We start from the raw sequence: 24946 nt of genomic DNA, 5'->3' as shown, positions 1-24946 counted from the left end.
ACAGCGCCCTCAAAAGGTCCCCGTCGTCGACGAGACTGACGCTTGCGGACTCGAAACGTACAGAATTTACCAGTATAGTTCCCAACACGTGGGACACCTCGGCAGTTATTTCCACGAGGCACCGGTACCCCCACCTAGAGGAATGGGACGACTATCGACGCTGTTTGCGCCGGAACGAGTCGCCGTGATTGGCGCCACAGACTCGGAAGGGTCGGTGGGCCGTGCGATCACGTCGAACCTGCTCGAATCGTTCGACGGCGAGGTCATCGCGGTCAACCCCTACAAGGAGTCCGCTCTGGGGTTGCACTGCTACGACGAGGTCACGTCGGTCGAGTCGCCCGAGACCGTCGACGTCGCCGTCGTCGTCGTACCGCCGGACGTCGCCGTCGATGCCATCGAAACCGCCGGTGCGGCCGGCATCGAGAACGTGGTCGTCATCACCGCAGGGTTCGGAGAGACTGGCAGCGAGGGGGCCGCTCGCGAGCGGGAACTCAGAGCGGCTGCCGAGAAGTACGATCTCAACCTCGTCGGCCCCAATAGTCTCGGCGTGATGTCGACGCCCGTCGGCCTGAACGCGACCTTCGGCAACGAGATGGCCACCGAAGGGGACATCTCGTTTATGAGCCAGTCGGGGGCCTTCGTCACTGCCGTCCTGGACTGGGCCGCAGAACGCGACGTGGGGTTCAAGGATATCGTCTCGCTGGGGAACAAGGCGATCCTCGACGAGGGCGATTTCATCGCCGAGTGGGGTGAGGACCCCGAGACCGACGTGATCCTGGGCTATCTCGAAGACATCAGCGACGGGACGGAGTTCATCGAGACGGCCCGGGAGGTGACACAGGACACGCCGATCGTGCTCGTCAAGTCCGGCCGGACTGACGCCGGAGCGACCGCCGCCGCCTCACACACCGGGGCGATGGCCGGCTCCGAGCGCGCCTACGAAGCCGGGCTCGAACAGGCCGGCACGGTGCGTGTCGAATCCGTCCAGCAACTGTTCGACTACGCGCAGATCCTCTCGGGCCAGCCGCTCCCGGAGGGCGACGAGATCGCGATCGTCACGAACGCCGGTGGCCCGGGCGTGATGACGACCGACGCCGTCGGCGATTCGGAGCTCTCGCTGGCGGAGTTCGAGGACGCCACCCTGGACCGCCTGGGCGAGGTGATGCCCGACGAGGCCAACATCTACAACCCCGTCGACATCATCGGCGACGCTCCCGCAGAGCGCTTCGAGATCGCGCTGGAGACGGTACTTTCCGACGACAACGTCTCGATGGCCGTCGTCGTCGCCTGTCCGACCGCGGTGTTGTCGTTCGAGGAACTTGCAAGCGTTGTCGTCGAACAACAACAGGAGTCGGGCGTCCCCATCGCGACGACGCTGATGGGCGGGAAATCCGTCGGCGCGGGTCAAGACGTGCTAAGCGAGGCCGGTATCCCGAACTACTTCGACCCTGCACGGGCCGTCGACAGCCTCGACGTCCTCCGGGAGTACCGAGGAATCCAGGCCCGGGAGTTCGAGGAGCCGGCGGCCTTCGACGTGGACCGCGAGCGCGCACGTGAGATTCTCGAATCCGCCACGCGCCGGGACACCAACCGGCTGGGCGTCGAGGCGATGGACCTGCTGGACGCCTACGGTATCCCGACGCCACAGGGTGACGTGGTCACGACGCCTTCCGAGGCCCAGGCCATCGCCGAGGAGATCGGCGATGACGTGGTCATGAAGATCGTCAGCCCGGACATCCTCCACAAATCGGACATCGGCGGCGTCGAGGTCGGTGTCTCCCCCGAGAACGTGCGGGACACCTTCGAGGACCTCGTGGTCCGTGCCCGCAACTACCAGCGGGACGCGACCGTGCTGGGCGTCCAGGTCCAGGAGATGGTCGATCTCGACTCCGGCACCGAAACCATCCTTGGCATGAACCGGGACCCGCAGTTCGGCCCGCTGCTCCTCTTCGGCCTCGGTGGTATTTTCGTGGAGGTACTCGAAGACAACACCGTGCGGGTCGCACCGGTGAGCGAACCCGAGGCACGTGAGATGCTCGACGACATCGAATCGGCGCCGCTGTTGCGTGGCGCACGCGGACGGGAGCCCGTCGACGAGGACGCCCTCGTCGAGACCGTCCAGCGGCTCTCACAGCTCGTCACTGACTTCCCGGCCATCGTCGAACTGGACATCAACCCACTCGTCGCGACCCCCGACGGGGTGCAGGCGGTCGACCTGCGACTCACCATCGACCAGGACGAACTATGACCGACCAGAACACGCTGCTCGTCACGTCTACGGAGGAAGGTATCGGCAAGACCGCGATCACGCTCGCGCTCGCGAAACACGCACACGACGCCGGCCACGAGGTCGGCTACATGAAACCGAAGGGGACGCGGCTCCAGAGCGCCGTCGGGAAGACCCGGGACGAGGACCCGATGCTCGCGCGCAGCCTGCTGGACCTGGACGCGGAGATGCACGAGATGGAGCCGATCGTCTACTCGCCGACGTTCATCCAGGAGGCGATCCGGGGCCGTGAAGACCCCGAGGAACTCCGGACTCGCGTCCTCGACAACTTCGAGTCGCTCTCGGCCGAGACCGACCTGATGGTCGTCGAGGGGAGCGACCGCCTCGACACCGGCGGCATCGTCGACCTGACCGATGTCGACATCGCCGAGGCGATGGACGCCCGCGTCCTGCTGGTCTGTGGCTACGCCACCCCCGGCGACGCCGACGAGGTGCTGGCAGCGGCAGAAACCATCGGTGACCGTCTGGCCGGCGTCCTCTTCAACGGCGTCACCGACACCGCGATGGGCGAACTCGTCGACGACGTGTTGCCGTTCCTCGAAGGCAAGGGCGTCCCGGTGTATGGCTCGCTCCCACGGGTACAGGAACTGGCGGGGGTCACCGTCGAGGATCTCGCCCGGAGCGTGGGTGCCGACGTGCTCACGACGGGCGCCTCGATGGACGCACACGTCGAACGGTTCTCGGTCGGTGCGATGGGCGGCAACAGTGCGCTCGACCAGTTCCGGCGGACCCGCGACGCGGTGATGGTCACCGGCGGCGACCGCTCGGAGGTCCAGACGGCCGCCTTGGAGGCCTCGGGGATCAAGGCGCTGTTACTGACCGGCGGGTTCCGGCCGGCCAGCGCCGTCCTCGGTCGGGCCGAGGAAGAAGACATCCCGGTGTTGCTGGTCCAATCAGACACCCGACGGACGATCGACCGACTGGAAGACGTTCTTCGGTCCGGACGAACCCGCAACGAGGCCACAGTCGAGCGGATGGCGGAACTACTGACTGACGGCGTCGATATCGACAAGCTCCTCTCACTGGAGTGATCCCCCGTTTCGGCTGCGCATCCCCCGCTCGCTGCTGGGGTAGTATGGTGGTGTCTACCACCAATCTCCACGTGAAACGTACCAGATACTTATACGATCGCCCGTCATAATCCAGTCTGGAGCCGCAAGGCTCCGTAGTGTCACACGCTGGGGGCTATCCACCCCCATTCGACCCTTTGTCCGAACGCGGTTCGCCGAAACGGGACTGGCTGGTCTACGCTGCCGCCAGTCTCGCCATCGTCGTCCGGGCCGTCTCGAAGTCCACTGCCGTCTGCTCTCGATTGCCACCAGCGGTCGTCGACGGTCAGTCAGTCGTCGGATTGGAGTTCTGATTTCGTCTGTGCGGTGCCGGCGGCCGTCTCGGTGTCGGTCCCCTCCTCGGCGCGTGCCTTCACGTCCTCGGGGTCGAACTCGTTGGTCTCGGTGTTGGGTTCCAGTCCCGCAGCCTCGACGATCTCCAGATCGTCGGCGGCGGACTGGCCCTCGGTCGTGAGGTAGTCGCCGGTGAGGATACCGTCGGCGCCGGCCTCCAGAGCGGCCACCTGGCCCTCGGTGTCCAGATTCACTTCGCGCCCGCCGGTCAGCCGAACGCGGGCCTCGGGGTGGAGCAATCGGTAGACCGCGATGGTCTTGATGACCTCTTCGGTCGTGATGTCTGGCAACCCACGCGCTGCGAGCGGTGTCCCTTCGACCGGATTGAGAATGTTGACCGGCAGCGAGGAGACGCCGATCTCCTGTAAGGCGATCGCGGCTTCCACGCGGTCGGTCGGCGTCTCGCCCATCCCCAGGATGACGCCAGCACAGAGGTCCATCCCGGCCTCCTTGGCCACTTCCAGGGTGTGGACCCGGTCCTCGAAGGAGTGGGTGTCGACGATCTCGGGGAAGTACCGCGGCGAGGTCTCGATGTTGTGATTGTAGTGGTTGAGCCCCTCTTCGGCGAGGATCGTGGCTTCCTCCTCGGTGAGGATACCGAGGCTGGCATCGACTTCCACGTCTGTCTCGTCCCGAACCAGTCGGATCGCCTCCAGGACGTCCTCCCACTCTTCCGGGCGCTGTTCCTTGGAGACGCCCTTCTCGGCGACGACGATCCCGAACCGCTGGGAGCCGTCACGTTCGGCCCGTTTCGCGGCTTCGAGGACCGTCTCAGGACCCAGGAACCCGTAGTTGTCGATGCCGGTATCGAAGTGGACCGACTGGGCACAGAACCCGCAGTCCTCCGCGCAGTTGCCCGCCTTCGCGTTCACGATCGAACACGCGTCGACGGACCCGTCGCCCAACTGGCTCCGGACGTAGTCCGCGCCCGCTGCGAGCGCATCGACCGGTTGTGCGATGAGTGCCATTCCGTCCGTGCGGTCCAGTCGCTCGCCGTCGAGGACGCGCGCGACTGCGTCGTCGACCGTGCGGTTGCCCGTCTCGTAAACCACACCCGAATCGGGGGTTGACAGATAATTAAACGTTCGGGTGGTCGATGTCGAACGGTCCCGTCACGTCCGCCGGTGTGGCCAGGCGCTGACGGGGAGCGCCGAGGACGATTCGTCTCAGTCGGTGCGCTCGTCCGGGTAGCCACCGTCGGCGCTCGCCGGCGTGACGCTCGTCGTCGCTGCGTCGCTGGTCTCGAACGCATCGAGTTCCGTCCGGAGTTCCGCCACCTGGTCGGAGAGTGCCTCGATCCGCTGGCTGACTTCCTGTACCTGTGCCGCCTGTTCCTCGGCAGCAGCGGCCACTCGTTCGGTCTCGGCCGAGGTCTCGTCGGCGATGTCGGCCACTTCGTCGGTCATCGAAGCCACTTGCTGGGCGGCGTCGGCCTGCTCGTCCGTCGCCTGGGAGATCTCCTGCACGCCAGCGTTGGTCTCCCGGGCCTGTTCGGCGATCGTGTCGAGCGCGTCGAGCGCGCTCTCGACGGTCTCACTGCCGCTGTCGACCCGCTCGCCGACGTCCTGCATCTCGTCGACGGTCTGCTCGGTCTGTTCCGTCACCTCCTCGATGAGCGAGCCGATCTGCTCGGCGGACTCCTTGGTCTCCTCGGCCAGGGCCTTTACCTCGTCGGCCACCACGGCGAACCCCTCACCGCTGCCGCTGCCATCGCCCGCACGGGCGGCCTCGATGTTGGCGTTCAGCGCCAGCATGTTCGTCTCCTCCGCGATGTCACCGATGACCTGAGCGACCTCGCCGATAGCGGCCATCTGCTCGTCGAGCTGTTCAACCGACGCGATGGCTCGCTCGGTCTGGTTCCGGATCGCATCCAGTTCATCGACGGCCTCGGTCGCGGCTGACTGCCCTTCCTCGCCGGTCCGGGCGGTCTCCTCGGAGGTCGCAGCGACCGTCTCGGCGGTCGACGTAATCTCTTCGACGGTCGCCGAGAGATCCGACATCTCGCTTGAGACGCGTTCGACCTGTTCACGCTGTTCCTGGGTCGACTCTGTGATGCGCTGGGCAGATTCACTCACGTCCTGGCTCGCCGATTCGATCTCCCGGACGCTGGTCGCGCTCTCCTGGCTCGCCCCCTCTACGGTGTCAGTGAACGTCTGGATACTGACGATTGTCTCCTCCCACTCTTCGAGCATCGCGTTGAACGAGACCGCAATGTCACGCATGGCCTCGCTCTGGGCGTCCGTGTCGAGCCGACGGGAGAGATCACCCCCGGCGCAGGCAGTCATCACGTCCCCGTACTCGCTCGCAGTGGCTTCGAGCTGCTCGCTCAGTGCCTCGGCTTCCTCACGGGCTTGCTCCGCACTGGCCTTCGCCTCCTCGGCGGTCGTGCGGGCCTCGTCGGCCTCCTCAACGGCCCGCTCGGCCTCCTCGATCCGGTCGACGAGACTGTCCCGCATCCCTGCAATGGAGTCGAACAGCTGGCCGACGTCGTCGATCCGGCCCGACGAGAGCGTCACGTCGTACTCCCCCTGTTCGATGGCCGAGGCGCGATCCGACAGCTCGCGGACGGCGATAGCGGTGTTCCGGCCGATGGTCGCCCCGATGGCCACGACACCGACGAGTGCCACCCCGACCAACAGCAATACCCCGTTGCCGACGTTTCGGGCCAGTTGATAGGCGTTCGCCGCCGGCACGTGTTTGAGGACGACCCAGTCCGTTCCAGCGACCGGAGCGTACGACACCACGAGATTCTGTGACTGCTGTGAGTCGATGGCGGGGTCGCTGACGAAGCCCGCCTCGCCCTCGGATCCCCGGGCGACCGCGACGGAGGTCGCGTTCTCGTCGTCGAGATACGGCTGGAGCGTCGTGGCGTTTTCGTTGGCGAACAGGACTTTCCCGCTGGAATCGACGACCCTGGTGAAGGTGCCACTGATGGGACTCTGGAACCGCGTGCCGACCTCGTCCGCGGTGTAGGTCACCACGAGTCCGCCGTTGAACACGCCGTTGACTGGGCTGATGAACGCGATCTGGGTTCGTCCATCTGGCCCCTCGTACGGTTCACTGACGATCACGTCGTCGAAATCACCGAACGCGTAGCTACCGTACCACGACACGTCGCTGATGTCCTCGCCGGCACGTCCCGACGCAGTGCTCGCGACGATGCGCTCCTCGCGCGTGTCGATATAGTGGATCCCGGTTACGGAACCGGAGAGTTTCGATTCACGCTGCTCCTGGAGATACGAGCGGATCTCCGCGTTCGACCCGTTCTCGAACACCGGTGCGTCGGAGATGAACCGGGCCGGTCCCCGCCGGCTCTCGATGAACTCCGAGAGGCTCCCGGCCTCCGAGACCGTCTGCTGTGTCAACGACGTCTGGACGTCCTCCCTGAGTGTTTCGGATGTCTGTGCCTGAACGCCGTAGCCGATGAGGCCGATCGCGAGGAGGACCAGCCCGGTTGCGATCGCGAACTTGAGAAAGTACGATCCGCGGATCCGGTCCGGAACGAGCGCGGAGAGACCCGTGTTCTGTCCCGACATTGTCACAGGACCCCGTTAGATTCCAGATGGGTTCGGGCCACTGCCTGCGGGGACTTCCCGTCGTTGGTCACGGCCGCGTTCAGCTCCCGGATCGTCGCTTCGTCGCCGATGCTGGGTCCGATAGGGTTCAACGCCTCCGCGACCGCTGGGTTTTCCTCGACGACCGACGCCGAGACACAGGGGCAGGGGCTGTAGATCGGCCAGAAGTTCTGATCGTCGGCCAGTGGCTGGAAGTTCTGGACACCGATCTGCCCGTCGGTGAGGAATCCCATGGCCAGGTCCGCGTCGCCAGTCCCCAGGAACTCGTACGTGAGCCCCAGCGACACCACTTCGACGTTGTCGGACCAGGCCTCGACGGCAGACTCCTCGAACCCGTAGTGGTCTAGCAGTCCCGGCCATCCGTCCGCCCGGTCGTAGAACGAGGGGCCGAGTGCGATCGTCACATCGGTGTTGCCGTCGTTGACGTGCTCAGCAAGGGCACCGACCGAATCGATCCCGGTCTGCTGGACCCACTCCGGACGGGTCACGATCGTGTAAGTGTTATTAAACGGCGCGCGGTTCAACACCCGGAGATCGTACTCCGATGCGATCGTCTGGCTCGCCTGCTGGTACTGTTCTTCCGGATCGGCTATCAGTGAATCCTGTTGTGGCGGGTGAGTAGCCGGAGCGTCCCGGTGTACTCCCAGTACAGGTCTAGCGCGCCGCCGGTCAGCCCGCTCCAGACCGTCGATGTCGCTCCGTACCCCATCTCGTCGACCACCTGGAGATCGGTCAGTTCGTTCAGTGCCTCGTACGCCATGTAGCCGAGGATCCGGTTCTCGGTGAACGTCTTCGACCCGACCACGATAGTTCCGGACGTGGTCGCCGAGTCACCGGATCCTGACGGGAGGCCCGAGCAACCGGCACCGCCGGCGAGGGCGCTCGCCGAAGCGACACCCCTTAGAAATCCCCTTCGCGATACCATGTGGCTACACGACTAGTAAGACGGGTTATCAAGATATCTGCCCAAATTTCAGATCTAATAGCGGTATGGTAGCTGTGACCACTATCGGATCAGCCACCGACGACAGTAAACGACGAAGCGGCGGAAAGCGAGCGGTCGAGGGCCTCAGTACAGGTCGTCCAGTTCCTCGGAACGGCTCGCGTGGTCCGCTGTCGGGAACGATCCGGACTCGACGGCGTCGACGTACTCCGAGACGGCCTCGCGCATCTCGCTGCGAACGTCACCGAACTGCTCGGCAAAGGGAGGGCTCCGTTCGGCCATGCCAACGACATCAGTGAAGACGAGCACCTGACCGTCGCACTGCCCGCCGGCACCGATTCCGATGGTCGGGATGTCGATGGCTTCGGTCACCTGTGCAGCGAGGTTCGCTGGGACGTGTTCGAGGACGAGCGCGAACGCGCCCGCGGCCTCGTGTTCGCGCGCCAGATCCAGGATCGTCTCGGCCTCCTCACGGCCGTCGGCCTGCTGGGTGTAACCCGTCTGGTTGACGCTCTGTGGGGTGAGCCCGAGGTGCGCCATCACCGGGATTCCGAGATCGGCCAACCGTTCGGTCAACTCGATCGTGTGCGGCCCGGATTCGAGTTTCACGGCGTTTGCGCCTTCCTCTTTGAGCATCCGTCCGCAGTTCTTGACGCTCTCGCTCTCGTCAGCGCCAAAGGAGAGGAAGGGCATGTCGGCGACGACGAGCGCGTCCTCGGTCCCGCGCGCGACGGCCCCCACGTGGGACGCCACCTCGTCGACTGTCACCGGAAGCGTGTTCTCGTGGCCCAACACGGCGTTTCCCATGCTGTCGCCCACCAGGACGACATCGACCCCGCTCTCGTCGACGATCTCGGCGGTCGCGGCGTCGTATGCCGTCAGCATCGTGATCGGTTCTTCGCCCGCCATCGTCTGGAGGTCACGGACGGTGGTCATGTCCGTGAGCGGGCGCGCCTGGGGCTTACGTCTTCGTGTTTCGTCCTCGCCGAACCGGAAGCGGCTTGCCGGGTCCACGCGAACCACCACTCGTGCCAGCAGTCGAACACACCGATCCGGACGGCGTCGACTTCGGGTGGGTGATGCAGGTGACGTTCGTCACGACGATCCTGGTCGGCTCGCCGATCGTCGCCGTGGCGTCGATCCCGCTCACCTTGTCGACGTGGACCGCCCGCGCACTGTTCGCCGTCAGAGTCGGTGCAGTCGTCTGGTTCCTGACAGCGATCGGCGTCTACCTCTACGCCCGGTACCGGCGCTGATCGAACGCCCGAGCCCACTCGAAGTCCGTGCCCGCTCGCCGGGCGGTCTCGGCGTCGCTCTCGGAGTCCCCGACGAACACGGTCGCCTCCGGAGACGCGTCCAGATCGTCGATCACCCGGAGCAACCCTTCGGGATCGGGTTTGGACGACCCGACGGTATCCCGCCCGACGACCGACTGGACGTGTGGATCGATCCCGTGAACGTCGAGAGCATCGCGGACCGCGACCTCGGCGTTGAGCGAACAGACACCGACCGGAACGCCGTGCGGGAGTCCCTCAGCCAGCGGGAGTCGCTCGGAGCGGTCGGCCCCGTCGCGTTCGTGTCGGGTGATCGTCTCCTCGACGGTAGACCGGTGGCCGACCTCGTCGGACAGTTCCAGCATCGACCAGAGATCGCCCGTTCCGGGGTCGACATCACGCTCTCGGAGGACGGTCGCGACCTCCGTCGCGACAGCGTCCCAGTCGACGGCCAGGCGGACGAGGGTCCCGTCCAGATCATAGACGACAGCGTCGTGTGTCACGCTACACAGTTGCACGCCGGCATGGAAAGAGACTTCGGGAGTCGACTCGGTCAGTTCGCCTCGACCAGCTCGATGTCGAGGAACTGTTCGAGGGCGGCGATGACGGAGCCACCGACGTTGGCCTGGGTCGCACGGCCCTGTTCGACGGCCAGTACGTCGGCTTCGTCGAGTCCGAGTTCCTCGGCGAGTTCGGCAGTCTGGAGGCCTTCTTCCTGACGGGCAGTGACGACCATGTCGCCGTAACCGCTGACGAGATACGGAAGTTGGTCGTCGTCGTAGTCCGCGCCGTCCTCCCAGTGGGATGGGTCGGCTTGCTGTGCGTCGTGGGCGCGTGCGACGTTCTGTGCCGCGCGCTTGCGTCGGTCGCGCTCGTCGGGAGAGCTGTCGCCTGTGGAGGTCCGTTCGTTCTCGCCGTGGTCGCGTGCGCAGTCGTCACAGACCTGCAACGTCGCGCCGGCGACACTCGCCGTCTGGAGGTCGCCACCGTCGGCACCGCAGAGCTCACAGCTCCCGCCGGCGTCGCTCCCCCCGCTGCCGGTCGAGTATTTGGCCATGAGGCAGGTAGCTGCCTCGTCGTATTTGAAACGTCCGGTTCGGACGGATGGGACTCTCTCCCGCAGCCGACGACGAAACGAAAGCGCTTTTATTGGGCCGTCGGGTACGAATGAGTGCAGTAAGACAGCGAGCGCGTGGGTAGCCAAGCCAGGCCAACGGCGCAGCGTTGAGGGCGCTGTCCCGTAGGGGTCCGCCGGTTCGAATCCGGTCCCACGCATTTTTGTCACGAACGAATCCGTGAGTGACAAAATCGTCTGACGGATTCGAAGCACGGAACGAGCGAACACAGTGAGCGAGTTCAGGCGGTTCGAATCCGGTCCCACGCATATTCTGTTCGAACGATAGTGAGAACGAATAGTGATTGGAGCGGAGTCGAACTCTGGGAGTCGCAGCGCGAACGCAGTGAGCGACCGTCTCCGATCAGTTCGAATCCGGTCCCACGCATATTCTGTTGCGAGCTGACCTGCGAGCAACTGCTTTGCAGAAGTGCGGATTCGAACCCTGAAACGAACGGAGCGACCGCCAGCAGTTCGGACCGAAAACGTTCTCGGAGATGATAACTGCGACGCCAGATTTATTATCGAAAACTCCCTACATCGTGATAGGCACCATTCTGGTGCCATCACCCCCCACCCACCCCCAATCTTGCTTTCGGTGAATTCCGACGCGTAGCGACTGCATTAGTCGCTCACTCCGTGAGAACGGAGTTCCTGCTCAGTGTGAGATTCACGACCAAAACGAACCATCCCGGGAGTTCGACCGCGAACAGACCGACGGTTTCGGGGACGAGAAGAGTCAGTCTCGGTGGGACCCGATTCGCAGTGCTATTGTGTGGTTTCAGTACGACCGCTCTTTGGGCTCGTAGGTTTCCTCGTCGCCGTCGAGTTCGACGGGTTTGTAGTACAGTTCCGGATCGCCGCCGTTCCAGGCGAGCATCGTGTGCTTGATCCACTCGTCGTCTTTCCGCTCCTGGTGTTCCGCGCGCCAGTGGGCACCGCGAAACTCCTCGCGGGCCAGCGCGCCGATGGTGATGGCCTCGGCCACGTCGAGGATGTTACGAGTCTCGATGGTGTGGATCAGATCGGTGTTGTAGGTGCGAGAGGGGTCCGAGACGGCGACGTTCTGGTACTCTCTGCGTGCGTCCTTGAGTTCCCGCAGCGCCTGCTGGAGGCCCTCTTCCTCCCGGAAGACGTTGACGCGCTGGGTCATCGTCTCCTGGACGTCCGCACGGACCTCGGCGTGGTTGATGCCGTCGGCCTCCAGCAGTTCCTCGATGCGCTGGCGCTCCTCCTCGACGGCTCCCTTGACGACGCTTTTGGGTGTGGCTGCCGCCCCGCCGTCGGCGACGACGTCGTCGGTGCCAGCGTCGACCGCGCCGGGGTCGACCGGCGGCTCGACGGCGCCGTCCTCGCTTTTGGCCGACGGGCCGGTCTGGATCTCCGCGACTTTCATGTCCTTGCCGGCCGCGTGGTGGCCGGCGCGGGCGCCGAACACGAGGAGTTCCGGTAGCGCGTTCCCGCCAAGGCGGTTCGCACCGTGGAGGGAGACACAGGCCGTCTCGCCGGCCGCGTAGAGGCCGTCGATACAGGTCTCGCCGTTCTCGTCGCACTCGATGCCACCCATGGCGTAGTGTTGGCCGGGTTTGACCGGCATCGGTTCGTCGAGCCCGTCGACGCCCTCGAAGTCCTCCGCGAGGTGGAGGATGTTCTCCAGGCGGTCGAGGATGCGCTCCTCGCCGAGGTGACGCATGTCCAGGTGGACGAACTCGTCCTCGATCCCGCGGCCTTCGTTGACTTCGGTCAGTTCGGCACGCGAGACCACGTCACGGGAGGCGAGTTCGCCGTCGTTGTTCGCGTAGCCGTGCTCGAACATGAACCGCTCCTCGTCCTCGTTGTAGAGGATGCCACCTTCGCCACGGACACCCTCGGAGATGAGCACACCCGTCGACGGCAGCGTCGTCGGGTGGAACTGGATCATCTCCATGTCCTCCATCGGGGCACCGGCGCGGTAGGCCATCGCACAGCCGTCGCCAGTGTTGGCGACGGCGTTGGTGGTGTGATCGAACGCCTGTCCGAGTCCACCAGTCGCCAGGATCACGCCGTTTTTCGCCCGGAAGCCGTGGATCTCGCCCGACTTGATGTCGTAGGCGACACAGCCGTGACAGACACGGTCCTCGGGGTCCTCGTGGTCGGTGACTGCGAGGTTCGTGACGTACCACTCGTCGTAGACCTCGATACCGCGTTTGACCGCCTGCTCGTACATCGTATGCAGCAGGTGGTGGCCAGTCTCGGCGCCGGCGTAGGTCGTCCGCGGGAACGACATCCCGCCGAACGGTCGCTGGGAGACCCGGCCGTCGTCCTCGCGGGAGAAGGGCATCCCCCAGTGTTCGATCTGGACGACCTCCTCGGGAGCGTCCTTGGCGAAGGTGTCGATCGCCGGGGCGTCCCCAAGATAGTCCGACCCCTTCATGGTGTCGTAGGCGTGCAGGTCCCAGGAGTCGCCCTCCCGGAGTGCCGCGTTGATGCCACCCTCGGCCGCGCCCGTGTGGCTCCGGACCGGGTGGAGTTTCGTCACGAGGGCGACATCTGCGCCTTCCTCGTGTGCTGCGATAGCCGCTCTGAGGCCGGCGCCGCCGGCGCCGACCACGATGACGTCGTGTTCGTACATAGTATGGGAAGTAGTGTCGTAGGCGTGCTTAGGACTACCAGAACTTGAGGTTGTTCTTCACTGCCTCGCGTTTGAGTTCCTGGATGTGCTCGGTCAGCGGGATGTCCTTCGGACACACCTCGGTACAGGAGAACATCGTCTGGCACCGCCAGACGCCGTGTTCCTGTTCGATAATCCGGAGTCGTTCCTGTTTGCGGTCGGCGCCTTCGCGTTCGTCCATGGCAAACCGGTAGGCCTTGTTGATCGCCGCCGGCCCCAGGTACTCGTTGTCGCCCGCCGCGATGTTACACGAGGACATGCAGGCGCCACACCAGATACACCGCGTGGACATCTTGACCTTCTCGCGGTTCTCCCGGCTCTGGCGCTGTTCTTCGAGTTCGTTCTCGGGCAGTTCGTCGGCGTCGAAGTACGGCTCGACGGCTTCCATCTGATCGTAGAAGTGCTCCATATCGACCACGAGGTCCTTGACGACCTCCTGGTGTGGGAGCGGTTCGATCCGAACCGGCGTCTCCAGGTCGGCGATCTGGGTCTTACACCCCAGCCGCTGGCGGCCGTTGACGAACAGCGCGTCGGAGCCACAGACGGCCTGCCGACAGGAGTGTCGGAACGTCAGCGAGGAATCGTACTGGTCGCGCGCGTAGATGAGCGCGTCCAGGATGGTCATCCCCTTGTGGAACGGGACGAGGAAGTCGTCGAAGCGAGGCTCCTGTTTCCCCTCGACCTCAGGGTCGTAGCGGAACACCTTCAGACGGATCGTCTCCTCGTCGTCGAGGGTCGACTCCTCGCGTTCGGCCTGTTTCTGTTCGTCGAGGCGTTGCTGTTTCTCCGCACGGCGCCGGTCACCGGGTGACTCGACGGCCGATTCGGCCTCTTGTTCGCTCTCTGACTCGGTCTCTTGTTGTTCGATCTGTGTACTCATAGGTTAGACGAGGTTTGTCATAGCGACTGCGACGCGGGTCCCCTGTGCGATCAACAGGAGGCCGGCAACTGCGAGCAGGTACTTGATCGCGGTCTGCTGGGTGCCTTTGAGCCCCTGGTTGACGAGTGCGTTGTAGACGCCGTTGACGCCGTGGAACGTCGCGGTCACGAGGAACAGCCACATCGTCGCGAAGTAGCCCACCTGACTCATCCGGACCTGCGTCCCGGCGAAGGTGATGTTTGCGGCGTGGTTGACGAAGTGCAACAGCATGAAGTGAAACGCCAGGACACCGACCAGGAACACCGCCGTGAGCCGCTGGAAGAGCCAGCGGCGGCCACCGCGCTCGAACGAGGAGTAGTGTTCGGCCATTATGCGAGTGGCCCCCCGAGGAAGGTCGGCACGCTGGCGACGACGATCGCACCCGTCAACACCAGCGAGAGATAGAAGCTCTTGTCCTGTGCCTCTAGTCCGACGCCGAGATCGACCATCAACAGGCGGATGCCGTTGAGGATGTGGAAGACGGCGACGGCGAGCAATCCGATCTCTAGGAAGCGAACGACGAGCAGGGCCTCTAGCCCCTGGAGCGTGTTCGTATAGAGTTCTGCCCCTCCCAGGGAGGTGCTCAAGACGGCGATGTGGGTAAAGAGGTACCCGACGAGCACCCAGCCGGTGAACTTGTGGAAGATCCACGCCCACATCCCGGCTGTGAACTCCCGCCACCGTCCGAAGTCCTCGACGGTGCCGCGATTGTAAGACTGACTCATACACTGGGGGGTTAGTCCGGGGACAAATAGTAGTTACTACCCCACGCGCAGGTCGCCGGCTGTCGTGCCGAAGACGTTCGCGTATTGACGATATCGGAGACGAACTGGCTGACTGTTCAGTCCGGGCCGCGGTCACCGAGCCGTCCGCTCCGCCCGCTCGGACTGTTCGATCGCTCGGCGGGTCCGCTGGTCCAGACTCACGAGGTGACACAGTGGATTGCCCGGGTAGACCAGCGGGTTCTCCAGGACGCCGACCAACAACCCGGTAAACGGTGCGCTCACTTCGATCGCGTCGGTCTTGAACGGGTTCGTGATCGTACAGATCGTCTCGCCGGCGTGGACCAGGCCACCTCGCTCGTGGTGCATGTCGACCAGACCGCCGGCGTCCGCACGAATCCAGGTCTTGTCGTCGCTTCCGTTCTCGACGACGGTCCGCCACCCCGGCCACCGGACGACCTCGCTCTCAAGGAGGCCGAACTCCGCCAGCACCGATCGGACACTGTCGAGGGCGTTGTCGATCAGCGAACGCTGGAACCGGTGGGCCTCGCCCATCTCGATCGTGACCGACGGGACGCCAGCGGCGCTGGCCTCCCGGCGCAGCGACCCGGACGGCCCCTCCGAGGAGATGATCAGGTTCGACGCGAAGGCGTTCGCGACGCGGGCGACAGTCGAGTCGGTCATGTCCGCCCGTACGTGGAGCATGTTTGTTCGGCCACGGGTCGAGGTATGGAAGTCCAATCCCAGATCACACGGCGCCAGGAAGTTCCGGAACACTTCGTGGGCCATCCGCTTGGCGCTCGTCGAGTCCGGGTTGCCGGGAAACGACCGGTTGAGGTCGCGGTCGTAGATCGGGAGGTACCGCTCCTGTGCGAGGAAGGCGGGAACGTTCAACACGGGGAGACAGACCAGCGTCCCCGCGAGGTCGTCGTGGTTCCACTCGTGGGCGACTTCCCGCACGACCTCGATCCCGTTGAGTTCGTCCCCGTGGGCCGCTGCCGAGAGGAAGACGGTCGGACCGGGACGTGGCCCGTTGACGATCGTCACCGGGAGCCGAACCGGGTCACCCATGTACGTCTCACTGACCGTGTAGCGGACGTTCTGTGTCTCGCCCGGGTCGACCCGGCCACCGTCGTAGGTGAACGGCTCGGCTTCGTCCATACCACTACGGAGAGTGGCCGGTGACAAAAGCGTGTCCGGCACCGCCTGGACCTGGCAACCGAGCGACCTGACCACCAACGCTTTCTCCGCGGGACGAGAACTGTCACTATGAATACGGACATCACGCTCGGGGTACTGAGTCTTCATTCGAGCAAGGAGACGAAGGCGATCCTGAACGCGACCGAGGAGCTGGGATACGGGACGGAGTGGCTCCGGGCCGAGAACACGACGCTCAGCGTCACCGACGGTGCGATGGAACTCACCCCGTCGGTCGACGTCATCGCGAACCGACTGTTGCTCTCAAGCAACGAGGACCCGGCCGAAGGGATCGGTCTCGCACTGACGCTCGCAAAGCAGGCGCCGATGCTGAACGAACCCACCGCGGCGACGACGGCGCTCCACAAGTTCGCAAGCGCCGCGGCGCTGGCCGAATCTGGGGTCCCGGTCCCCGACGCCGTGATGGCGCTGTCGAACGACAACCTCAACAGAGCGCGCACGCGGTTCGGCGACCGAGCGGTCTACAAGACCGCGATCGGGACCCACGGCGGCGGAACGTGGATGGTCGAGTTGGACGACCCCGTCAACGCGAAGATCGGGAACCGCCACGCCTTCCTCCAGCAGTTCGTCGACCACGACGCCGAGCGCCACCACGACCTCCGCGTCTACGTCGTCGGCGACGAGATCGTCGGCGCGATGAACCGGTACGCACCCGACGGGGAGTGGCGGACGAACGTGGCGCTCGGTGGCTCGGTCGAGGACATGACTGGACAGCTCCCCGAGGCGGTCCGATCGATCGCCCGGCGGGCCACCGACGCGGTCGGCCTCGACTACGCCGGTGTCGATATCGTCGAAGGCGACGACGGCTACTACGTGCTGGAGGTCAACCCGACTGCCGGGTTCCGGGGGTTGTTCAAGGCCACCGGCGTCAGTCCGGCGCCGTACATCGCCAAGCTGGCGATCGAGCGGGCCGGTGGGAGCGTCCCCGAGAGCGAAGTCCAACGGCTTCAGGGGACGCTGGACGACTCCAGGCCGACCTGTATGCCCCGGGAGACGACCGAGCGCAGTTCCGAGACGATCGTCGTCGGCTACATCGAGGAGGTCGTCGTCACCGGCACTCGCGGGACGAAGACCATCCTCGCGAAGTCCGACACCGGCGCGACCCGGACCAGCATCGACACGCGGCTGGCCGCCGAGATCGGGACCGGCCCCATCCTCGACATCGTCAACGTCAAATCCGGTAGCGTCAAGGGCGGCCGCTCGCGCCCGGTCGTCGACCTCGTGGTCGGGGTCGGCGGGACACAACACACGGTCACGGCCAGCGTCGAGGACCGCTCACACATGGACTACCCGCTGTTGCTCGGTCGAGACATCCTCAAACACTACCAGGTCGACGTGACCCGTCGAGCCGACGACGAAGCGGACCCCGACACGGAGGAAGAGGAAGAGACAGCCGAGGAGTAGTTACTCCTCGACGACCTCGGCGACGCCGTCGGCGATGTCCTCTTCGGCGCGCCAGAGGTAGAGGCTCGCGTAGCTCCGGTAGGGTGCCCATCGCTGGGCGAACGTCGCCATCTCCGCACGGTCGTACCCCTCGCCGACGACGGTTTCGAATCCCTTTCTGATCCCGAGATCCCCCACGGGAAAGATGTCGGGTCGCCCGAGCGAGAAGAGGAGTTGCATGTTCGCCGTCCACTCGCCGACGCCGGTGATCGCAGTCAGTTCCGCCCGGACCGCATCGTCGTCCATCTCGGCGAATGATTCCCGCGAGTACCCCTCTTCCAGAAAGGCGTCGGCGACGGCGTTGACGTACCGGGTCTTCTGCCGGGAGAGCCCGGCGTCTTTCAGTAGCTGATCGTCGGCTGCCTGTACCCCCTCCGGGGTCACCTCGATGGCCTCGAAGAGCCGCTCTCTGGTCGCCGCTGCCGACGCCATCGATACCTGCTGGCGCAGGATCGACGTCACCAACCGCTGGAAGAGATCGTTGGCCGGGTCCAGCGTGAGATCGCCGTGATGGTCGACGAGCGGGCCGAGGTACTCGTCCGAGCGCAACTGCTCGTGGGGTGGTTCGGTCATGGTCTCGGCGTAGTAGGTCGATGGTGATGAACCTGACTGCTCAGCAGTCAGCCGCCCGACGAGAGGTGTCGTCGGTCGCGCGGTCGTCGATCGGTTTCGCCGGGTACCCGGCGACGGTCGTTCCCGGTGGAACGTCCTCGACGACCACGGAGCCGGCGCCGACCGTCGCGCCGTCGCCGACGGTGATCGGCCCCAGAAGCGTCGCGTCCGCGCCGACGGTCACGTCGTCGCCCAGCGTCGGATGGCGCTTCTCGCGGCGCATCGATGCACCGCCAAGCGTGACGCCGTGGTACAACAGGACGTCGTCTCCGATCTCGGCGGTCTCACCGACGACCGTTCCCATTCCGTGATCGATAAACAGCCGGTCACCGACATCGGCGGCGGGGTGGATCTCGACGCCGGTGAGCAGCCGGATCACGTGCGAGAGGAGCCGTGCGGCGAACGGGAACCCTCCTTCGAAGAGCGCGTGGGCGACTCTGAAGAGCCAGACGGCGTGGAGCCCCGGATACGTGAGGACGACCTCGACGGTGTTCCTGGCAGCGGGGTCTTTGGCGAGTGCGGTGCGAACGTCGTCTCGGAGTGTCTCGAACATGGTGTGGCGTGTGTCGTGTCGGGACGGTCGCTTGGATGCCGTGCGTGGGAGAACAACTGTCGCTGGCGCTACCGACAACAGCGACACGCCACTGAACCGCGGGCGAGTGGTTCGACCGCCGAGCCTTCGGGCGACGGGAGTACGGCACCCATCATATCCAGGCCTAACGGCGACGACCGGTTAAATGACGCGGTTAGGGTCGAATGAACTCCCCTGGAGTTCCTGAACGAGAGAAACGTTGAAACGTGGGCCGACAGTCTGAGTACACGTCATGGATTTCGAGGAGATCGAGACGATCACGGTACTGGGAGCCGGAAATATGGGCCACGGCATCGCAGAAGTCGCAGCGCTGGCCGGCTACGACGTGCGGATGCGGGACATCAAAGACGAGTTCGTCCAGGACGGCTACGACAACATCGAGTGGTCGGTGAACAAACTCGCCGAGAAAGAGCAACTCTCACAGGACGAGGCCGACGCGACACTCGACCGGATCACCCCGCTGGTCGACGTCGAGGAAGCGGTCGATGACGCCGACGTGGTCATCGAGGCGGTCCCGGAGAAAATGGAGATCAAGAAAGACGTCTACGAGGAGGTCGAGGAGTACGCTCCCGAGACGGCCATCTTCGCGACGAACACCTCCAGTCTCTCGATCACCGAACTCTCGGAAGTGACAGAGCGGCCCGAACAGTTCTGCGGGATGCACTTCTTCAACCCGCCGGTCCGCATGCAGTTGGTCGAGGTCATCTCCGGCGCCCACAGCAGCGAGGAGACCCTCGATACCATCGAGCAACTGGCCGAGGCCTTCGACAAGTCGCCGGTCCGCGTCCGCAAGGACTCCCCCGGCTTCATCGTCAACCGCATCCTCGTCCCGCTGATGAACGAGGCCTGCTGGCTCGTCCACGACGACGAGGCCACCATCGCCGAAGTCGACTCGACGACGAAGTTCGACATCGGCCTCCCAATGGGGTCGTTCGAACTCTCCGACCAGGTGGGCAACGACGTGGGGCTGCACGTCCTTGAGTACATGCACGAGGTCCTGGGCGAGCCCTACGCGCCATGTCCCCTCCTCGAAGAGAAAGTCGAGAACGAGGAACTCGGAAAGAAGTCAGGCAAGGGCTTCTACGACTACGAGAACGGCGGTGTCGACATCCCGACCGACGCCGGGAGCGACCACGTCGAGAACCGCCTGCTGGCCGTGATGGCGAACGAGGTCGGCAAACTCGTCGAGAACGATGTCGCACCGGTTGGCGACATCGACGACGCCGTGATGCTGGGCGGTGGCTTCCCCGAAGGTCCCGCGAAGCTGGCCGACAAGGCCGGACTGGAGACGCTCGTCGAGACGCTGGAGACGGCCCACGAGGAGACCGGCGCGGAACGCTTCGCCGTCTCCGAGGGGCTCCGGAACGCGACTACGGAGGGTGGCTTCTACGGGAGCGACGACGAGGGGACGACCGAGTTCGAGAACATCGCTGTCGACTACCCGGGCGAGATGGTCGGCCACATCGAACTCGACCGACCCCACCGGATGAACACGGTCAGCCCCGACCTGATGGACGAACTGAGCGAGGCGATCGACCTGCTGGCCGAGGACGACGACGTGCGTGCGATCCTGCTGACGGGTGCCGGCGACAAGGCGTTCTCCGCCGGGGCCGACGTCCAGTCGATGGCCTCGAACGCGACCCCGCTGGAGGCGGTCGAACTCTCGAAGAAGGGTCAGGAGACCTTCGGGAAACTGGAGGAGTGCCCGATGCCGGTCGTCGCGGGGATCGACGGCTACGCGCTGGGTGGCGGGATGGAACTGGCGACCTGTGCGGACCTGCGAGTGGCCTCCGAGCGCTCGGAACTGGGCCAACCCGAACACAATCTCGGCCTCCTGCCGGGATGGGGCGGGACCCAGCGGCTGGCTAACATCGTCGGCGAGGGCCGCGCGAAAGAGATCATCTTCACCGCCGAGCGCTACGACGCCGCGGAGATGGCCGATTACGGCTTCGTCAACGAAGTCGTCGGCAACGACGAACTCGACGACCGCGCGTTCGAACTGGCCGCCGATCTCGCCGCCGGCCCGCCGGTCGCACAGCGGTTCACCAAACGCGCGATGCACGCGGGCCGCGACGACACCGAGGCGGGTCTGGAGGTCGAATCCCAGGCCTTCGGTCACCTCATCGGCACCGACGACGTGATGGAGGGGATCACCGCGTTCATGGGCGACGGCGAACCGGAGTTCGAAGGGAAGTAACGACCCGGGTGGAGCGAGACGCCGGCACCGGTTCTTTATAACCGATAACTCCCTAGCCGTTAGCGTGTGGGTTGATACGTGACTGAACCGCCGGTCCTGTACGTCGGGCGCGATCACGAGACGGCCACGACACTAGGTGAAGACGTGGCAACTGTCGGGTCACTCGACGAGGCGCTTTCAGCACTCGATGGAGTCGATTGTATCGTCAGCGAGTACGACCTCGGCGAGAGCGACGGACTCGAACTGCTCGATGCCGTCCGGGACCGACGACCCACGGTCTCGTTCGTGCTCGTCCCCGAGACCGGCGACAGCGAGATCGCCAGTCGTGCTGTCGACGCGGACGTGACTGCCTTTCTCCCGCAGGATCTTCTCGAATACGAGCGCCGACTCCGCGAGCGAGTCGGTGAGCTACAGAATCCCGACGCGGGCGAGGGCGGGCCACTGTTTTCGAAGATCGTCGACGGTGTCGGCGTCGGCGTCGCGCTGTACGCTGCAGACGGTCGGTACCGCTACGTCAACCCGAACTACGTCGAGATGCTCGACCGCTCCCGCCAGTCTCTCGTCGACACGCCGATATGGGAGATCAACCCGGAGATCGATCCCGATCGGTTCGAGGAGTACTGGGAGTCGTTCGACGTGGGCGAGACACGCCGTGCGGAGACGACACACCGGCGGTCGAACGGAACGGTGGTCCCGGTCGAGACACATACCACGGCGATCACCGTCGGCGACCGTCGATACCACGTCGGAACGATAACCGACATCAGCGATCGGCTAGCCGATCGGACTGAACTCGAACGCCAGAACGAGCGACTCGAACAGTTCGCCAACGTGATCAGCCACGACCTCCGGAACCCACTCGACGTGGCGATGGGGCGGACAACGGTCCTCAGTGAGGAGTGTGACAGCGAGCACCTGACGGCGATCTCGGGAGCGCTGGACCGGATGGACGAACTCATCAGCGACGTGCTCACGCTCGCACGCGAGGGCAGGGAGATCACGGACCCACAGCAGGTCGCGCTCGCACAGGTCGCCGAGACTGCCTGGAAGACCGTCGGAACCCAGCAAGCGACGCTCTCTGTCGGGGAACTGGGGGAGGTCCAGGCCGACGCGAGTCGGCTCCAACGACTGTTCGAGAACCTGTTTCGCAACGCCGTCGAACACGGTTCGACGGGCAATCCGACAGCCTCCGATGACGCCGTGGAACACGGCCGCGTCGACGGCGCGGATATCACGATCACCGTCGAGCGGTTCGACCCCGAGGGGTCGGTCGGTGGGTTCTTCGTCGCCGACGACGGCGTCGGGTTCGAGGATGTCGACCCCGACGAGGTGTTCGAGGAGGGATTTACGACGAGTGAGACGGGAACGGGGTTCGGACTCGCGATCGTCCAGAGCGTCGCCGAGGCTCACGGCTGGACCGTCCGGGCACGACAGAGCGACGAGGGGGGCGCCCGCATCGACGTCCTCGGCGTCGAGTGGCGTTGATCGACGGCTGCCGCCCCCGATTGGGGTGAGACAACGCCACAGGGAGCCGGCGTTTCGATGGGATTAAAACGGAGCACCCGATAAAGTAGGATGCGCTCGGTTGGTGTAGTCCGGCCAATCATCTTGGCCTTTCGGCTCACGGAGTCACCCTCCGCGAGGAAGACAGCCGAGGACAGGGGTTCAAATCCCCTACCGAGCACATTCTCACGAGGCGTCGACCGGAGAGCGTTGCGCCCGACCGTCATCACCGATCGATCCGGGAGCGACAGCTATTTTCGGTGACCGGACGACTGGCCGCCCATGCAAGCAGTGATTCTGGCGGCGGGCGAAGGAACACGGATGCGACCGCTGACGGCCAACACACCGAAGCCGATGCTCCCGGTCGCTGACCGGCCGCTCGTGGCACACACCGCCGACACGGCCATTGCCGCCGGTGCCGAGGAACTGATCTTCGTCGTCGGATACGAAGCCGACGACGTCCGGTCGTACTTCGGCGACAGCTACGGGGGTGTCCCGGTCTCGTTTGCCGTCCAGGCCGAGCAACTCGGGACGGCCGACGCCGTCGACGCGGCCAGCGAGTACATCGACGGTCCCTTCGCCGTCCTCAACGGCGACAACCTCTACGACGAGGCGAGCCTGACCGCGCTGTTCGAGGCCGCACCGTCGGTCGCAGCCTACCGCGTCGAGGACCCGAGCAACTATGGCGTGCTCTCGACGGATGGCGATACCGTCACCGACATCGTCGAGAAACCCGCCGACCCGCCGACGGAACTCGCCAACGCCGGCGCGTACGTGTTCCCGGCGGCGGCCCGGGAGTGGCTGAGTGTGCCACTCAGCGATCGCGGCGAGCGGGAGATCACCGACGTACTCGCGAGAGTAATCGCGGAACAGACCGTCACCGCCGTCGAAGTCGACCGCTGGCTCGACGTGGGCCGGCCGTGGGAACTGCTCGAAGCCAACGAGTGGAAACTGGCCGAGATGGACCGCCGACTCGACGGCGACGTCCGCGGGGACGCCGACCTCCGGGGAACCGTCGTCGTCGAGGAGGGGGCCGTCGTCGAACCCGGCGTCGTGATCGAAGGGCCGGCACTCGTCCGGTCGGGTGCGACGGTCGGTCCCAACGCCTACGTCCGCGGCGCGACGCTACTCGGGGAAGACGCCCACGTCGGCCACGGCGTCGAGATCAAAAACTCCGTCGTCGGACGGGACTCGAACGTCCCACACGTCTCCTACGTGGGCGACAGCGTCCTGGGGTCGGAAGTCAACTTCGGTGCCAGCACGCAGGTGGCGAACCTCCGTCACGACGGGGAGGACGTGCGCATGACGGTGAAGGGTGACCGGGTCTCGACCGGGCGTCGGAAGTTCGGTGTGGTCGCCGGCGACCGGGTCAAGACAGCGATCAACACGAGCCTCAACGCCGGCGTCGTGCTCTCGACGGGGGCGACGACGACGCCCGGCGAATCTGTCACCAGAGATCGGTGATCGGTTCGGGACGGATATGTGGGATTAAGTAGGGTGACACCGACGCTCAGATACGATGGTCGACCCGACATCGGATCACCACGAGGATATCGACGAGGACGAGGCGCCGAACTGTGCGACGTGTGGCGACCCCATCGCGAACGAGACCACTCATCGCGTCCTGACCTGGATCGAAGAGGGAGCCGTCCAGACTGCCCACTTCTGTGACGAACAGTGTCGTTCCGACTGGGACGGGGAGTGAGACGGTCCGATCGCGTTTCCGGGCGACAGAACGCCTGTTCTGTGGATCTCTGTTCGATTGCGTAGACGAGCCGTCGACGCCGGATGGTCCATGCGTTTTTCCGCTCCGTGCTCCCGTGTAGTCGTCTCGATCAGCCACTCGTATGAACCACCACGAGACTCGTCTCCGCGGCCGACACGCGGGCAGCCCCGACGAACGGGCCAAGGACTTCACAGCATCCTCGGACGAACGTCGGGTTCCACTGACCGCGTTCACTCCTCGTCCTCGTAGGGGCGCTCGATGGCCTGCTGGCCGCCGATCCGTCTGGTTATCTGTCTGGTCAGCAGATCGAACGCGACGACGGCCGGATAGAGGAGCAGTTCGACGTACCGAAGCGGCCGGACGACCCGGAGCGCGTACGAGTTGGCGTGCCCGAGACCGTAGGATTTCGGGACGATCTCGCCCGCGACGAGGATGACACTGCTTGCGACGACTGTCGTGACCAGAACCGCGACACTCGACTGCACGTGATCGACCAACAGCGCCGTCAGTAGGCTGGAGATCGCGATGTTGACGACGTTGTTCCCGACCAGGATCGTGACCAACAGGCGATGTGGATCAGCAAGCACTTCGAGGGCCGCCGCCCCGCGGGGATCGGACTCGGCAGCAGCAGTCAGTGACTCTCGCGAGACCGTAAACAGCGCCGTCTCGCTGCTGGAGAAGAACGCACTCGCAGCCAGCAAGACGACGATAGTACCCAAACTCGACAGCGTCGATGTGTCCATACCGACACCAGACGCCCCATCCCGA

At 65.0% G+C, this 24946-nt stretch carries 23 protein-coding genes, 2 tRNA genes and 2 pseudogenes; 11 read left to right on the top strand and 16 right to left on the bottom strand.

Annotated features, from left to right (window positions below; all coding sequences use genetic code 11):
• Positions 1-142 precede the first annotated feature (142 nt).
• Complete coding sequence (gene acs, locus VJ109_RS14950) at positions 143-2248, top strand: acetate--CoA ligase alpha subunit (protein WP_324757807.1); 2106 nt, start codon at positions 143-145, stop codon at positions 2246-2248.
• The gene (locus tag VJ109_RS14945; RefSeq protein WP_324757805.1) at positions 2245-3318 is read left to right on the top strand and encodes a phosphotransacetylase family protein; all 1074 of its coding nucleotides are present in this window, start codon (positions 2245-2247) and stop codon (positions 3316-3318) included. Before acs ends, VJ109_RS14945 begins: the two co-directional genes overlap by 4 nt.
• 308 nt (positions 3319-3626) lie before the next feature.
• Here VJ109_RS14945 and bioB read toward each other — a convergent pair whose 3' ends face one another.
• From bioB to panB, 5 genes are all read right to left on the bottom strand, one after another.
• Positions 3627-4742, bottom strand: a complete 1116-nt coding sequence (bioB, locus tag VJ109_RS14940; protein ID WP_324757804.1) for a biotin synthase BioB — start codon at positions 4740-4742, stop codon at positions 3627-3629.
• Positions 4743-4856: 114 nt separating this feature from the next.
• Entirely contained in the window at positions 4857-7226 is a 2370-nt protein-coding gene (locus VJ109_RS14935; RefSeq protein ID WP_324757802.1) for a methyl-accepting chemotaxis protein, read from the bottom strand.
• A gap of 2 nt (positions 7227-7228) precedes the next feature.
• Positions 7229-7858, bottom strand: coding sequence for a glycine betaine ABC transporter substrate-binding protein (locus VJ109_RS14930; protein WP_324760360.1), 630 nt, complete (start codon positions 7856-7858; stop codon positions 7229-7231).
• Entirely contained in the window at positions 7858-8190 is a 333-nt protein-coding gene (locus VJ109_RS14925; RefSeq protein WP_324757801.1) for a glycine betaine ABC transporter substrate-binding protein, read from the bottom strand. Before VJ109_RS14925 ends, VJ109_RS14930 begins: the two co-directional genes overlap by 1 nt.
• Positions 8191-8334: 144 nt before the next feature.
• On the bottom strand, positions 8335-9144 hold the full coding sequence (gene panB / locus VJ109_RS14920) for a 3-methyl-2-oxobutanoate hydroxymethyltransferase (RefSeq protein WP_324757800.1): 810 nt from the start codon (positions 9142-9144) through the stop codon (positions 8335-8337).
• A gap of 92 nt (positions 9145-9236) precedes the next feature.
• On the opposite strand from panB, the gene VJ109_RS14915 reads away from it, so the two are divergent.
• Positions 9237-9464, top strand: coding sequence for a DUF5822 domain-containing protein (locus VJ109_RS14915; RefSeq protein WP_276221615.1), 228 nt, complete (start codon positions 9237-9239; stop codon positions 9462-9464).
• On the opposite strand, the gene VJ109_RS14910 is transcribed toward VJ109_RS14915, so the two are convergent.
• Entirely contained in the window at positions 9443-9985 is a 543-nt protein-coding gene (locus tag VJ109_RS14910) for an HAD family hydrolase (protein ID WP_324757799.1), read from the bottom strand. The genes VJ109_RS14915 and VJ109_RS14910 overlap by 22 nt on opposite strands.
• A 50-nt stretch (positions 9986-10035) precedes the next feature.
• A complete protein-coding gene (locus VJ109_RS14905; protein WP_324757797.1) occupies positions 10036-10539 on the bottom strand; it encodes a helix-turn-helix domain-containing protein in 504 nt (167 codons plus the stop codon).
• Positions 10540-10672: 133 nt separating this feature from the next.
• Between VJ109_RS14905 and VJ109_RS14900 the strand changes: the two genes are divergently transcribed.
• A tRNA-Leu gene (locus VJ109_RS14900) sits at positions 10673-10757 on the top strand.
• 620 nt (positions 10758-11377) lie between these two features.
• Here the strand turns inward: VJ109_RS14900 and VJ109_RS14895 are convergent.
• The 5 genes from VJ109_RS14895 to VJ109_RS14875 form a co-directional block, all read right to left on the bottom strand.
• Complete coding sequence (locus VJ109_RS14895; RefSeq protein ID WP_324757796.1) at positions 11378-13207, bottom strand: FAD-binding protein; 1830 nt, start codon at positions 13205-13207, stop codon at positions 11378-11380.
• Between the two features lie 34 nt (positions 13208-13241).
• A complete protein-coding gene (locus VJ109_RS14890) occupies positions 13242-14126 on the bottom strand; it encodes a succinate dehydrogenase/fumarate reductase iron-sulfur subunit (protein ID WP_324757794.1) in 885 nt (294 codons plus the stop codon).
• 3 nt (positions 14127-14129) lie between these two features.
• Positions 14130-14495, bottom strand: a complete 366-nt coding sequence (locus tag VJ109_RS14885; protein WP_276221624.1) for a succinate dehydrogenase hydrophobic membrane anchor subunit — start codon at positions 14493-14495, stop codon at positions 14130-14132.
• A complete protein-coding gene (sdhC, locus tag VJ109_RS14880; RefSeq protein WP_276221625.1) occupies positions 14495-14890 on the bottom strand; it encodes a succinate dehydrogenase, cytochrome b556 subunit in 396 nt (131 codons plus the stop codon). Before sdhC ends, VJ109_RS14885 begins: the two co-directional genes overlap by 1 nt.
• Before the next feature lie 132 nt (positions 14891-15022).
• Positions 15023-16048 carry a succinylglutamate desuccinylase/aspartoacylase family protein gene (locus VJ109_RS14875; RefSeq protein ID WP_324757792.1) on the bottom strand — a complete coding sequence of 342 codons (1026 nt, stop codon included), beginning with the start codon at positions 16046-16048 and terminating at the stop codon, positions 15023-15025.
• Between the two features lie 108 nt (positions 16049-16156).
• Here VJ109_RS14875 and VJ109_RS14870 point away from each other — a divergent pair, with 108 nt between their 5' ends.
• Positions 16157-17509, top strand: a complete 1353-nt coding sequence (locus VJ109_RS14870) for a RimK family alpha-L-glutamate ligase (RefSeq protein WP_324757791.1) — start codon at positions 16157-16159, stop codon at positions 17507-17509.
• On the opposite strand, the gene VJ109_RS14865 is transcribed toward VJ109_RS14870, so the two are convergent.
• Complete coding sequence (locus VJ109_RS14865; RefSeq protein WP_324757789.1) at positions 17510-18121, bottom strand: DNA-3-methyladenine glycosylase family protein; 612 nt, start codon at positions 18119-18121, stop codon at positions 17510-17512.
• Between the two features lie 40 nt (positions 18122-18161).
• Complete coding sequence (gene cysE, locus VJ109_RS14860) at positions 18162-18713, bottom strand: serine O-acetyltransferase (protein WP_324757788.1); 552 nt, start codon at positions 18711-18713, stop codon at positions 18162-18164.
• Positions 18714-18984: 271 nt separating this feature from the next.
• Here cysE and VJ109_RS19630 point away from each other — a divergent pair.
• A pseudogene (locus tag VJ109_RS19630) lies at positions 18985-19782 on the top strand (3-hydroxyacyl-CoA dehydrogenase family protein); the annotation flags it as partial.
• 36 nt (positions 19783-19818) lie between these two features.
• Here VJ109_RS19630 and VJ109_RS19625 read toward each other — a convergent pair.
• Positions 19819-19983: pseudogene (locus tag VJ109_RS19625) on the bottom strand (hypothetical protein); the annotation flags it as partial.
• Here VJ109_RS19625 and VJ109_RS19620 point away from each other — a divergent pair.
• The 5 genes from VJ109_RS19620 (at position 19912) to VJ109_RS14835 (ending at position 24157) form a co-directional block, all read left to right on the top strand.
• Positions 19912-20949, top strand: coding sequence for an enoyl-CoA hydratase/isomerase family protein (locus VJ109_RS19620; protein ID WP_491745817.1), 1038 nt, complete (start codon positions 19912-19914; stop codon positions 20947-20949). The pseudogene VJ109_RS19625 and the gene VJ109_RS19620 overlap by 72 nt on opposite strands.
• Before the next feature lie 78 nt (positions 20950-21027).
• Positions 21028-22434, top strand: a complete 1407-nt coding sequence (locus VJ109_RS14850; protein WP_324757786.1) for a sensor histidine kinase — start codon at positions 21028-21030, stop codon at positions 22432-22434.
• Between the two features lie 94 nt (positions 22435-22528).
• A tRNA-Glu gene (locus VJ109_RS14845) sits at positions 22529-22633 on the top strand.
• Between the two features lie 101 nt (positions 22634-22734).
• Positions 22735-23916, top strand: coding sequence for a bifunctional sugar-1-phosphate nucleotidylyltransferase/acetyltransferase (gene glmU, locus VJ109_RS14840; RefSeq protein WP_324757785.1), 1182 nt, complete (start codon positions 22735-22737; stop codon positions 23914-23916).
• A gap of 55 nt (positions 23917-23971) precedes the next feature.
• A complete protein-coding gene (locus tag VJ109_RS14835; RefSeq protein WP_324757783.1) occupies positions 23972-24157 on the top strand; it encodes a DUF7576 family protein in 186 nt (61 codons plus the stop codon).
• Between the two features lie 251 nt (positions 24158-24408).
• Here the strand turns inward: VJ109_RS14835 and VJ109_RS14830 are convergent, their stop codons facing one another.
• Positions 24409-24921: a DUF21 domain-containing protein gene (locus VJ109_RS14830; protein ID WP_324757781.1), complete on the bottom strand. Its 513-nt coding sequence runs from the start codon at positions 24919-24921 to the stop codon at positions 24409-24411.
• Between the last annotated feature and the right edge of the window lie 25 nt (positions 24922-24946).

Origin of the sequence: Haloarcula montana (assembly GCF_035666295.1) — an archaeon.
GTDB lineage: Archaea > Halobacteriota > Halobacteria > Halobacteriales > Haloarculaceae > Haloarcula > Haloarcula montana.
The sequence above is the reverse complement of the archived record's forward strand: the minus strand, read 5'-3'. Positions and strand labels throughout refer to the sequence as shown.